This window comes from Shewanella sp. HL-SH4 (assembly GCF_051164845.1).
In the GTDB taxonomy this organism is placed as follows: domain Bacteria; phylum Pseudomonadota; class Gammaproteobacteria; order Enterobacterales; family Shewanellaceae; genus Shewanella; species Shewanella glacialimarina.
Map to the genome: position 1 here is coordinate 3498503 of NZ_CP195037.1, position 12816 is coordinate 3511318.

The window sequence follows — 12816 nt, forward strand, 5'->3', positions numbered from 1 at the left end:
GAGAGATTGAACATGGCACGTAAGAAGCATTCCAGTATAGACGAGGAAGCGCAAATTGATATGACTCCGATGCTTGACATCGTATTTATCATGTTGATCTTCTTCATTGTAACAACATCATTTGTTAAGCCATCTGGCTTAGACTATAACAAGCCTAAAGCGTCACAGGCTACGTCTAAACCTTCGGCAAACATCTTTATTGGCATCAGTAAATCTGGCGTCATTATGATGGAAAATCGTCAGGTTGATATTGAACGTGTAACCGCTAACGTAGAACGTATGTTAGCTGAAGCACCGGAAGCGGCGGTACTGATTCAAGCAGATAAAGACACTACTCATGGTTTAGTCGTTAAAGTGCTTGATAACGTAAAAGCTGCTGGTATCGACAAAATTTCTGTATCAGCGGGGAATGACTAATATGCTAAGAGCACTCGTATCAATCATAATTGGTGCCGCAGTGACTTTTGGTCTGTTTGCCTTCATGGCATTCTTGGTCGGCGGCGGTGCACAGCGCAACGATGAGTCGACTGAGACCCCTGTTATTGAAATTACGATGGATAAGCAGGATTCGAAGGCACAGAAGAAACCAAGGGTAACTCCTAAGCCACCACCACCACCAGAGCAGCCACCTAAGCCGGATACTACTCCGCCAGATGCTGCAAACAATATTGACACTAATATGGCGTTCAATATGGGTGGAGTTGAAGCGGGTTCAGCATCAACAGGCTTTAAGCTTGGTAATATGATGACCCGTGATGGTGATGCTACACCGATTGTTCGTATCGAGCCTCAATATCCTATTGCTGCAGCTCGTGATGGTAAAGAGGGTTGGGTTCAACTTTCTTTTACAATCAATGAACTTGGTGGTGTAGATGACGTTACCGTTATCAAAGCAGAACCAAAACGCTTATTTGATCGCGAAGCAATTCGTGCTCTTAAGAAGTGGAAATACAAGCCTAAAATTGTTGATGGCAAAGCGCTTAAACAAACCGGCATGGCTGTACAACTTGATTTCACTTTAGAGAAAGGAGGTAGATAATGCGCAAAATTACGACTATTGCAACAGCACTGCTTCTTTCTGTTTGTGGAAGTGCAATGTTGAGCAGTACCGCAATTGCAGCTGAAAAGTGTGAGATTGACAAGCGTCAATCTCGTGCAGTCGGCGACAGTGCTGCTAAGAAAGTACAAAAATCTTTCGAAGCATATACTGAAGGCAATTTAGACGCAGCAATCTCTATATTATTAGAAGCTAATCCTAAAAACGATTTTGACAAAGCTTATGTCGATCGCATGTTAGGTAACTTTTATGCTGAGAAAGGTCAAATGCAAACGGCGATCAAGTACTTGAAGACTGCCGTTGAAGCTGACATTCTTGGTGGTACTGATCACGCTGCAACAATGCGTTTGTATGCTGATTTGTTACTACAAGAGAGAAAATTCAAGGAAGCTATTCCATATTATTACAAATGGATGGACTTTACCTGTAAGGCTGATTCTCAAATGTATCGCCGTGTAGGTATTGCACACACAGAGTTAAAAGAATGGAATAAAGTTCTTGAAGTTGCTGATAAAGGTTTAGCATTAGCAGAAGAGCCTGATAAAAACTTATATCAAATGAAATTGACCGCATACTTTAATCAGAAAAAGTATAAAGATGCAGTTAAAATTCTAGAAACTATGGTGCCTTTATTCCAAGACGATAAGCGTCTATGGGTTCAGTTAGCACAGTTTTATTTGATGACTGAAGATTATGATCGTTCTTTAGCAACTTATGACTTAGCTTATAAAGCTGGTTTCTTAGATACTGATGGAAACATCACTCGTTTAGCACAACTTTTAGCGCAAAAAGGTTCGCCTTATCAAGCTGCTAAAATTTATGAAAAACACTTGAAATCAGGGTTGATTCCAGAAAGTCAGAAAACATTTAATGTTCTTGCTGGATTCTACCATAACGCTAAAGAGTTTAAGCTAGCCGCTAATTACTATGGTAAAGCAGCTGTCGCAGGTAATGATGGTGAATTATATTTAAAGCAAGGGCGTTTATTGTCCCTTGACCAAAATTATAAAGAAGCAATTGTTGCCCTTGAAAAAGCACTTGACTTGGGTATTGATAACCCAGGTGAAGCGCATTTCGAGCTAGCATTAGTGCATTTGACCTTGAAACAATATAAGTCAGCTTATAATCGTGCTGTTCAAGCATCGAAAGATAAAAAGACTGCTAGAAGTGCTAATAGTTACATTTCTTATATTAAAGAAAAAGCCCGTATTCATAATGTGGCCCTGTAGCTAATAGTTATTTTCTAGACATTAAAAAAGCCCCGCGAGGGGCTTTTTTATTATGTGTAGTTTGTATGAATTACTGTAAGTGGGTCAAAGCTTGATGACGCGAATGGTCCAGCGCTAACTCATTTGAAAGTGATTCTACTTTGACAAATAAGCCTTCAATATTTTTATCATTACTGGGCAGACATATTCCTCCTGCGAGTTTGTAATTAATACTGAAATTATGGTCTTTACCGTACTTGGTGAGAAATTGGTTTATTTGCTCATCAATTCTTTGTAAAACCACTTTAGCGCCTTCCTCATCGACATTGAATAACCCAAGGGCAAAATGATTTGTGTCTAATCTTGCGATGAGATCCGTTGCTCGTAAAAGTGCTTCTTGCACCTGATTAGTGAATAATTCCAGTAAATGAGGCTGTTTAACTGTTTCATGTATGTGTGGGCAAAGATACAATAACGCTAAGCTTTGTTTTTCTCGTTGATGGCGGTGCCATTCACGGTTAAACACTTCCATAAAGTATATTTGATTATAGACACCCGTTTCAGGATCTCTAAAGCTTGAATTGCGAAAAGAATAGGTCATTGAGGAACTCCATTGAATATTCTTACTTAATTATAGATATGTTTTTTGATTCATGTGTAAAAGGATTAATAAAAATGAAGAAAACCCTCCTAGCAGCCAGCATATCGTTATTGTTTGCGATCCAAGGTTGTAGCGATAATACGCCACAAGCATCTTTGGCTTCGACTGAAGCCGCAGCTCAATCAATTTCGCAATCAACTAAAGTGTCAGCTGAACAGGCTTACTTAACTATGGTTGATAGCTTTTTTAAAGAGCAATTAAAACTTGAGCCGATTTACGCAACTTTTGTTGGCGTGAATGAATACAATGATCAATTTGGTAAATCATTAACCGAGGAATATTTAAAGGCTCGTCATGATCTTAATGCCAAGTACTTTTCACTGGCTAAAGATATTGATGCGGATGCTTTACCTGCTGATTTGAAAATTAGCTACAGCATGTTTATTTATGATCGTGATATGGAATTGATGGCGGAAACTTATCCTGAGCATTTCTTGCCCATGAATCAGTTTTATAACACCGTTTTCACTATGGTTCAGTTAGGTGCTGGTGAAAGCGCACAACCTTTTAAAACGGTTGATGACTATCAAAACTGGCTTTCTCGTTTAGATGGGTTCGTTAATTGGCTACAGTTGGCCCAAGTAAGAATGGACGAGGGTATTAATAGTAAAGTGGTTCTACCTAAAGTGTTGGTAGATAGAATGATCCCTCAACTAACTGCCCAGGTGGTTGCTAATCCTGAGGATAGTCTGTTTTATTCGCCAATAAAATTGATGCCTGATTCATTCACGGCGGAACAAAAGGCTGAACTGACACAGGAGTATAAATCTTTAATAAGCGTTAAATTAATTCCTGCACTGGCTACACTGCGTGATTATGTTCAAGGTACTTATTTGGCTAACGCAAGGGCTTCTGACGGTTGGTGGGGATTACCTAATGGTAAAGTGTGGTATCAACATTTAGCGAATAGCCATACAACGACCAAAATGCCCGTTGATGAAATTCATCAGATTGGTTTATCTGAAGTGAAGCGTATTTTAGCTGAAATGGATAAGGTCAGAGAACAAGTTAAATTCGAAGGTGATTTAACGGCATTTTTTGCTTCATTATCATCAGAGCCGCAATATTTCTTCACTGACAAGCAAGACTTGATTGATGGTTATATGGAATTAAAAGATACCATTAACCAAGTACTACCTAAATATTTTAATGTTATGCCTAAAGCTGATTATGTGGTGAAACCAGTAGAAAGTTTCCGTGAGCAATCTGCAGCAGGCGCATCATATGAATCACCCGCTGTTGACGGTTCTCGTCCCGGTGTTTTTTATATCAATACGTTTAACTTAAAAGCTCAGCCTAAATGGGGGATGACCACATTATCTTTACACGAAGCAGCTCCTGGTCACCATTTTCAAATAGCGATTAAACAAGAGTTAACAGAGGTTCCTGAATTTCAACGTTTCCAAGGTTATACCGCTTTTGAAGAGGGTTGGGCACTCTATGCTGAGTATTTAGGTATTGAGATGGGCTTGTTCACTGACCCGTATCAGTATTTTGGCAAGCTGTCTGATGAAATGTTGCGCGCTATGCGTTTAGTTGTTGATACCGGTCTTCACGCCAAAGGCTGGAGCCGCGAGCAAGCTATTCAATACATGAAAGATAATTCGCCAATGGCGGAGTCTGATATTGTTGCAGAGGTTGAGCGTTACATGGCCATTCCTGGCCAAGCCTTATCTTATAAGGTCGGCCAGTTAACAATTCTAAAACTACGCGCAGATGCTGAAAAGCAATTGGGTGATAAATTTGATATTAAAGGTTTTCACGATCAAATTCTCACTACAGGTTCATTACCTATGGCGGTAATGGAAAGAAAAGTGTCTGATTGGGTTGATGCTGAATTAGCAAAACATTAATTTTCATGCGTGTGTCACGCGTCTTATTTATGCTAAGGTGTGCGGCACATTTATTTCAAGCTAGGTAGGAGTTAGAATGGTACAAGCAACGGCAAGACATTTGTTAGTCAGTACTGAAGAGCAATGTAACGAATTAAAGCAACAAATTGAAAATGGAGCTGAATTTGCTGAAATAGCAAAATCTTACTCTTCATGCCCTTCAGGTTCTCAAGGCGGTGACTTAGGTGCTTTTGGTCCAGGCATGATGGTAAAAGAGTTTGATGAAGTCGTATTTAATGCGCCATTAAACCAAGTTCAAGGTCCAGTGAAAACTCAGTTTGGATATCATTTATTAGAAGTGACTAGCCGAGGTTAGTCTCTTTGTTAATAATGATGTTAAAGGCGACTAAGTGTCGCCTTTTTTGTCGGAATTTTTGTTGTTATTGTCGGTGAGAGTAATATGGGTATAGCACTGTATAGCGATAGATTAGTGATTAGAAGTTTGCAATATCAAGACTGGGATAATTTTTTATCTATCAACCAAGATCCTCAAGTTAACCAGTATATTCGTGAACCTTCGACTGAAGTCGTGCTACTGGCAAAGTTTGAGTCAAGATTGTTGCCTTGGTCTATTGAAAGTGGTGACTGGCTAACGTTACTGATTGAAACCATTGATGGCGAGTTTGTTGGCTTAACGGGCTTTTATTGTCAGGACTTTTATTCAAAGCGTGTTGAGGTGGGTTACTTATTGTCTTCAAGCATGCAGGGTATGGGCTATGGAACAGAAAGCCTGCAAACTTTAGTTGACTGGGGCCGCTTGCAATTTGATATTCATAAGTATGTTGCTGTTTGTGCGCAAACGAATTTACCTTTAATTAAAGTATTACAAAAAGTAGGTTTTAGTTTAGAGGGCACTTTTTTGCAGCACACTTACTTAGCGGGGAAGTGGATAGATGACTACCAATTCGGCTTAGTATTAGCTCCACGATGAAGATGTTTCAAAATTCATAAAAAAACCCTTTTTTTACTAAGAGGTTTGTCACATAATACTAAATACAATTGAAAACAATTCTCGTTAACACTAAAAACTTTGATCTAGATAAAGTTTTAACTGCCTGACCTTCGCTAGAATTGTCTGGTCATCAATGATGTAAAAGGCGTACCTTAATGAAACTTAGCGAGCTAAGTCCTGGCGACAAGGCAATGATTTGTCAAATCGGCCATCTTTCTCTTCCGCAAACCGTAAAGCGTAAATTACTCTCAATGGGGATTACGCCTAATACTCATTTTAGTTTAGTACGTCGAGCGCCAATGGGTTCCGGTGTAGAACTTAATCTTCGAGGTAGCCATATTTGTATGCGTAAAGATTTAGCTGAAGTTATTGAGGTGGTTAAATCATGACTAGACAATTCCATTGCGTCACTGTAGGTAACCCTAACGCAGGTAAGTCTACGCTTTTTAACGCCCTAACCGGCTCAAATCAACAGGTGGGTAATTGGTCTGGTGTCACGGTTGAAAAGAAAACTGGCCAGTTTAGTCTTGCCGATACCGAGGTTTTTTTAACAGATTTACCCGGTATCTATGATTTATTACCCGCAGGTAACAGCTGTGACTGCTCGCTAGATGAGCAAATTGCTCAACAGTATTTAGCTGATGAAAAAGTTGATGCAATCATTAATCTGGTTGATGCCACTAACATTGAACGCCATTTGTACTTAACGGTACAGTTACGTGAACTTGGCATCCCTATGGTCGTTGTACTTAACAAAACTGATGCGGCTAAAAAACTTAAAATCGACATAGATATTGAACAAATGTCTGCAGCACTAGGCTGTCCTGTTATAGGTGTATGTTCTCGAGATTTGAACGATGTTGAACGCGTTAAGTCCGCTATATTATCGATTGTTGATAAACAAATAGCAGAAAAACCACTTGAGCTTAATTATCACGCTTCAATTGAGCAAAGTGTTATTACATTGCAACAACAAAGTAATTTACATCATTTGCCTCAGTTAAGCCGAGGCCGTGCTTTAGCCATGTTAGGTAATGGCAATGGTTGCGGTAGCTGTGACAGCAGTCAACTTAAAGATGTTGTTAGCGCTTGTACCAAAACCGCAGAACAAAGCGGTGAAGATATAGAAGTGATGGTAGCTACAACACGATACGATTTCGTTGAAAAAATCTTTAACGCTTCTGTTAATGTCGGCGAACATCTTAGTATGACAGATAGGTTAGACCGTTTTGTGCTGCACCCATTTTTAGGCATTCCGGTATTCTTGTTCGTCATGTATTTGATGTTTATGTTCAGCATCAATGTTGGCAGCTCTTTTATTGATTTTTTTGACATGACAGCCGGTGCCATTTTTGTCGCTCATTTTGGTGCTATGCTAAGTTCAATAGGCTCCCCAGATTGGCTAGTGACAATTCTCGCCGGTGGTGTTGGTCAAGGAGTTCAAACCGTTGCGACTTTTATTCCGGTTATTGCAGCGCTATTTTTAGTCTTGTCTGTACTTGAGGCATCGGGCTATATGGCAAGAGCAGCATTTGTTGTTGACGGTTTAATGCGTCGAATTGGTTTTGCCCGGAAAAGCCTTTGTGCCAATGATAGTTGGTTTTGGTTGTTCTGTACCTGCCATTATGGCGACACGTACGTTAGGCAGCGAGCGTGAGCGTATCGTAACCGGTATGATGGCTCCCTTTATGTCTTGCGGCGCCCGATTACCCGTTTACGCATTATTTGCAGCGGCTTTCTTCCCTGACTCGGGGCAAAATTTAGTCTTCATGCTTTATATTATTGGTATCTTTGCCGCAGTTGGTACAGGGCTGCTATTACGCCATACTGTACTTCCTGGAAGCAGCAGTGCGGTAGTGATGGAATTACCAAGCTATGAAATGCCAAGAGTTAAAGCGGTATTATCTCGTACTGTTAAACGCACCAAAAGCTTTATTCTTGGTGCGGGTAAAACCATTGTAATCGTAGTGACGCTGCTTAACTTTATTAATGCAATTGGTATTGATGGTAGTTTTGGTCATGAGGATAGCCAGGAGTCATTACTCAGTGTAGCCAGTCAACAAGTGACGCCTTTATTTTCTCCTATGGGTATTGAACAAGATAATTGGCCAGCAACTGTAGGTATCATTACTGGGATATTTGCTAAAGAGGCCGTGGTTGGCACCTTGAATAGTTTGTATAGCACACCTAGCGCTGGTGATGAAGAGTTGGCATCGTTAGCTGATACATTCCATGCTGCATGGTTAACAATACCTGAGAACTTACTTGGTATCGCCCCTGATGATCCATTATCGATTGATGTTGGGAGTGTTGATAATATTGACACCGCAGCAGAAGAGTTAGCGGTTGATAAATCAACATTCAGCGCCTTACAATCTGGCTTTAGTGGACAAATTGCTGCTTTTTCATATCTATTATTTATTTTACTTTACACGCCATGTGTTGCGGCTATGGGCGCGTTAGTTAATGAGTTTGGTATTAAATGGGCGCGGTTTGCCGCATTATGGACATTTGCTTTAGCTTATGGAACAGCCACTGTTGTTTATCAAGGTGCCACATTCAGTGAACACCCTGTGCAATCAATGGCATGGATAAGTTTCTTTATGTTTGCATTGGTCATCTTCTATGTTTGGTTAAAGAAGAAAGGCCTCAAAGCTCAACAGATTATTCCCGGGATAAAAATTATTACTGGTTAAGCGAATTAATAGATGAATATTGAACAATAAACCCAGCTTTAGCTGGGTTTATTGTTTTTTTTACGCTTTTTGTAGTGCAATAGTTGTAACTGCTACAGTTCTGTAGGATCATCTTATTTTTAACAATATTGCCATGTGTGCCGAGAGGATTTTCATGAGTCAAGTGGACACCGAAGTACGTCCAAGTAACTTCATTCGTAATATCATTGACGAAGACCTAAAAAGTGGTAAGCACAATCAGGTGCACACTCGTTTTCCACCAGAGCCGAACGGCTTTTTACATATTGGTCATGCCAAGTCTATTTGCTTAAACTTTGGTATAGCTAAAGATTATCAAGGCCAGTGTAACTTACGTTTTGATGATACCAACCCTGAGAAAGAAGATATTAACTATGTTAAATCTATTCAGGAAGACGTGCGCTGGTTGGGATTTGAATGGTCTGGCGATATTCGTTATTCATCGAACTATTTTGACCAATTGCATCAATATGCGATTGAGTTAATCACAAAAGGGTTAGCTTACGTTTGTTTCTTAAACGGCGAGCAAACCCGTGAATATCGTGGCACCTTAAAAGAACCCGGTAAAAACAGCCCTCATCGTGATTCATCGGTTGAAGAAAACCTCGCATTATTTGAAAAAATGCGTAATGGTGAATTCAAAGAAGGTGAGTGTGCCCTGCGAGCTAAAATTGATATGGCTTCGCCATTTATGTGTATGCGCGATCCTATCATTTATCGTATTCGATTTGCACATCATCACCAAACAGGTGATAAATGGTGCATATATCCAATGTATGATTTTACCCATTGTATTTCTGATGCGCTCGAGAATATTACTCATTCAGTCTGTACATTAGAGTTTCAAGATAACCGTCGTTTATATGACTGGGTATTAGATCATTTAGATGATTTTCAAGCGCCAAATCGAACTCGTCAATATGAGTTTTCGCGCTTAAATCTGGAATATACCTTAATGTCTAAGCGAAAATTGAATGACTTAGTCACTCGTAAGCTTGTTGACGGTTGGGACGACCCGCGTATGCCTACCATTGCTGGTTTGCGTCGCAGAGGTTATACACCGGGTTCAATTCGTGAGTTTTGTCAGCGTATCGGTGTGACCAAACAAGATAACTTAATTGAAGTGGGTATGTTAGATGCATGTATTCGTGAAGAGTTAAACGAACATGCACCGCGCGCCATGGCAGTACTTCGGCCAATTAAAGTGGTTATTGAAAATTATCCACATGCTGAGCCTGAAAGTATTCAAGCTGCGGCGCATCCTTCTAATGAAGCGATGGGCACCCGAGAGTTATTTTTTGGTCGAGATTTATTTATCGATGCTGAAGATTTTAAAGAAGAAGCTAATAAGCACTTTAAACGTTTAGTGTTAGGTAAAGAAGTGCGTTTACGTAATGCCTATGTGATTAAAGCAGAGCGCTGTGAAAAAGACGCAGATGGCAACGTGACCACTGTTTACTGTAGTTATGACGATGAAACTTTAGGTAAAAACCCTGCTGATGGTCGCAAAGTAAAAGGCGTGATCCATTGGGTTGAAGCATCTTCTGCAAAACCTGCTGAGTTTCGTTTGTATGAACGTTTATTTACTGAAGCTAATCCTGCAACATTTGATACCGTGGATGAGGTGATTAATCCTAATTCATTGGTAGTATTAAATGGATTGGTCGAGCCGAGCCTGGTGAGTGCACCAGCTGAAAAGGCATATCAATTTGAGCGCGAAGGTTACTACTGTGCTGATAATAAAGACTCAAGTGCCGATCGCTTAGTATTTAACTTAACAGTACCGTTAAGAGACTCTTTCGCTTAACTCGTATTATTTTATAAAAGGCGCTATATGCGCCTTTTTTATTATTTTTCAACTATGTAGAAAAGCTGATGAAAATAATTGCTGATGAAAACATGCCTTTTGTTGAGGCATTATTTGCAGAACTTGGCCAAATAGAGTTCGTCAATGGTAGAACCCTAACTGCTGAGCAAGTCAACGATGCTGATGTGCTATTAGTGCGCTCTGTTACCAAGGTTAATCAAGCTTTGTTGCAGCATGCCCATAAATTGAAATTTGTTGGTAGTGCCACCATTGGCACTGATCACATTGATATCGAGTATTTACATCAGCGTGGCATTATGTTTTCAAACGCCCCAGGCTGTAACGCCACTGCGGTGGGTGAATTCGTTTTTATTGCACTTTTAGAGCTAGCTAAAAGGTTACAAACCTCATTAAAAGGTAAAGTGGTAGGGATTGTTGGGGCCGGTAATACCGGCACAGCTGCGGCCAAGTGTTTGCAAGCCTATGGCTTGCAAGTTTTGTTATGCGATCCGCTTAAGCAAGCAGAAGGCGATAGCCGTCATTTTATCTCCCTTGATGAGTTGCTTGAACGGGCAGATATTGTGTCTTTACATGTACCCATTACTAAAGTCGGCCCGCATAAAACCTGGTATTTATTTGATGAGCAAAAGCTCATGTCATTAAAACCAAACATGTGGTTAATAAATTGCTGTCGTGGTGAGGTGATTGATAATCGGGCATTAATAAAGATTAAACAAACGCGAACAGATTTAAAAGTGATTCTCGATGTATGGGAAGGTGAGCCCAATCCAATGGCTGAACTGGTTCCTTTAGTTGAATTTGCTACCCCCCATGTTGCTGGGTATAGCTTAGAAGGTAAGGCTAGGGGCACTTTTATATTATATCAACAGCTCTGCCAACACTTGAATATTGCCGTTAATCAATCATTGAATTACTTATTACCAGAATTTGAGTTTAGTCAGTTATTGAATATCACCAACTTAGATGAAACCAGCTTACTTAAAATGTGCCGTTTAGTATTTGATTTACGCGATGATGATGCGCTATTTAGAGAGCATTTTGATAGTGCTGCTGGATTTGACTTGCTGCGTAAGCAACATACCCACAGACGAGAGTTCAGTGCTTTAGCGGTTAAATATCCTGTGAGTGATGTAAATAGTGCAAGTATAGATTGCAGAAATACCTTGTCATCACTGGGTTTTTCTTAATAAAAGTCTCGTTTTTTTAGCCATTCGTTACCTGTTTTGTCATAAGGTTAGTCAGTTGAGAAAAAATCAACCTAATCGAACCATTTTTAACTAATCAGGCCTAGTATAAGCGCAGTAAACTAGGTAGATTGTTAGTCCAATAAGATTATTAGGAGTCGAGCGTTTATATGTCTCAGGAATTTAATGTTGTCGTTTTAGGTGCATCGGGCGCAGTGGGTCAAACAATGATTGAGATCCTCGAAGAGCGTAATTTTCCGGTTGCTAAGTTATTTCCTTTAGCGAGTAGTCGCAGTGCCGGCGAAACCGTGAGTTTTCATGGTAAGCAGGTTGAAATTCTTGATGTAGAAAAATTCGACTGGACCCAAGCTCAAATTGGATTTTTCTCCGCAGGTGGAGATGTTTCTGCGAAGTGGGCACCAATAGCAGGTGAAGCCGGTTGTGTTGTTATCGATAATACCTCACATTTCAGATATGACATTGATGTACCATTAGTGATCCCTGAAGTGAATCCTGAAGCCATTGCTGATTTCCGTAACCGTAACATAATTGCTAATCCTAACTGTTCAACGATTCAGATGCTGGTTGCATTAAAGCCGATTTATGATGCTTTTGGTATTACGCGTATTAACGTGGCTACGTATCAATCGGTTTCTGGAACAGGTAAAAAAGCCATTGATGAGCTAGCGGGACAATGCACTAAACTACTGCAAGGTTTACCTTCAGAACCTAGCGTTTATCCAAAGCAGATAGCATTCAATGTGTTGCCACAAATTGATAAGTTCATGGAAAATGGCTACACCAAAGAAGAAATGAAAATGGTGTGGGAAACACAAAAAATATTTGGTGATGACGAAATCGTGGTTAATCCAACAGCGGTTCGTGTGCCGGTATTTTATGGTCATTCAGAAGCTATTCACCTTGAAACCCGTGAGCCTGTTGATGCTGAAGCTGTTAAAGCGGTACTTCGTGGCGCCCCAGGGGTGGTGATGTTTGAAAGTGATGATGAATACCCTACAGCGGTAACTGACTCAGCTGGTCATGATCCTGTTTTTGTTGGACGTATCAGAAAAGATATTTCTCATTCTCATGGTATAAATTTATGGGTAACGGCCGATAACATTCGTAAGGGTGCGGCCTTAAACAGTGTTCAAATTGCTGAGATTTTAATTCGCGATTATTACTAAATATCCGATGAGTTAAATTTATCTCAGGTAATTGAGTTATTTAGTCTAAAAAGCCCGCATTTTGTGGGCTTTTTTAGTTTTAGCCTTGCCGCTATAGTAGCAGGGCTGACAAACTTAGTTTATAGTCGTAAAA

General features: G+C 40.1%; 11 protein-coding genes and 1 pseudogene. 11 read left to right on the forward strand and 1 reads right to left on the reverse strand.

The window, feature by feature from the left end:
• Positions 1-12: 12 nt before the first annotated feature.
• The 3 genes from ACRWQL_RS16360 to ACRWQL_RS16370 are packed head-to-tail and all read left to right on the forward strand — an operon-like array spanning position 13 to position 2286.
• Positions 13-417: an ExbD/TolR family protein gene (locus ACRWQL_RS16360; protein ID WP_226414450.1), complete on the forward strand. Its 405-nt coding sequence runs from the start codon at positions 13-15 to the stop codon at positions 415-417.
• Position 418: 1 nt separating this feature from the next.
• Positions 419-1039 (forward strand): energy transducer TonB, encoded by a 621-nt coding sequence (locus tag ACRWQL_RS16365; RefSeq protein ID WP_434926664.1) that lies wholly within the window; start codon positions 419-421, stop codon positions 1037-1039.
• The gene (locus tag ACRWQL_RS16370) at positions 1039-2286 is read left to right on the forward strand and encodes a tetratricopeptide repeat protein (protein WP_434951097.1); all 1248 of its coding nucleotides are present in this window, start codon (positions 1039-1041) and stop codon (positions 2284-2286) included. Before ACRWQL_RS16365 ends, ACRWQL_RS16370 begins: the two co-directional genes overlap by 1 nt.
• A 70-nt stretch (positions 2287-2356) precedes the next feature.
• On the opposite strand, the gene ACRWQL_RS16375 is transcribed toward ACRWQL_RS16370, so the two are convergent.
• Positions 2357-2866 (reverse strand): diguanylate cyclase domain-containing protein, encoded by a 510-nt coding sequence (locus ACRWQL_RS16375; RefSeq protein WP_226414458.1) that lies wholly within the window; start codon positions 2864-2866, stop codon positions 2357-2359.
• 74 nt (positions 2867-2940) lie between these two features.
• Between ACRWQL_RS16375 and ACRWQL_RS16380 the strand changes: the two genes are divergently transcribed.
• The 8 genes and pseudogenes from ACRWQL_RS16380 to ACRWQL_RS16415 all read left to right on the forward strand — a co-directional run bounded on the left by ACRWQL_RS16380 (position 2941) and on the right by ACRWQL_RS16415 (position 12683).
• Entirely contained in the window at positions 2941-4779 is a 1839-nt protein-coding gene (locus ACRWQL_RS16380; protein WP_434951099.1) for a DUF885 domain-containing protein, read from the forward strand.
• Positions 4780-4855: 76 nt separating this feature from the next.
• Positions 4856-5134 carry a peptidylprolyl isomerase gene (locus tag ACRWQL_RS16385; RefSeq protein ID WP_226414463.1) on the forward strand — a complete coding sequence of 93 codons (279 nt, stop codon included), beginning with the start codon at positions 4856-4858 and terminating at the stop codon, positions 5132-5134.
• Between the two features lie 84 nt (positions 5135-5218).
• Positions 5219-5749, forward strand: coding sequence for a GNAT family N-acetyltransferase (locus ACRWQL_RS16390; protein ID WP_434951101.1), 531 nt, complete (start codon positions 5219-5221; stop codon positions 5747-5749).
• A 176-nt stretch (positions 5750-5925) separates the two neighbouring features.
• Positions 5926-6159: a FeoA family protein gene (locus ACRWQL_RS16395; RefSeq protein WP_226414467.1), complete on the forward strand. Its 234-nt coding sequence runs from the start codon at positions 5926-5928 to the stop codon at positions 6157-6159.
• Positions 6156-8466: pseudogene (gene feoB, locus ACRWQL_RS16400) on the forward strand (Fe(2+) transporter permease subunit FeoB). Before ACRWQL_RS16395 ends, feoB begins: the two are co-directional and overlap by 4 nt.
• A 154-nt stretch (positions 8467-8620) precedes the next feature.
• Positions 8621-10291, forward strand: coding sequence for a glutamine--tRNA ligase (glnS, locus tag ACRWQL_RS16405; protein ID WP_434951103.1), 1671 nt, complete (start codon positions 8621-8623; stop codon positions 10289-10291).
• Between the two features lie 68 nt (positions 10292-10359).
• A complete protein-coding gene (locus ACRWQL_RS16410) occupies positions 10360-11499 on the forward strand; it encodes a 4-phosphoerythronate dehydrogenase (protein ID WP_434951105.1) in 1140 nt (379 codons plus the stop codon).
• Between the two features lie 167 nt (positions 11500-11666).
• Positions 11667-12683, forward strand: a complete 1017-nt coding sequence (locus ACRWQL_RS16415; protein WP_434926657.1) for an aspartate-semialdehyde dehydrogenase — start codon at positions 11667-11669, stop codon at positions 12681-12683.
• The last annotated feature ends 133 nt before the right edge of the window (positions 12684-12816 follow it).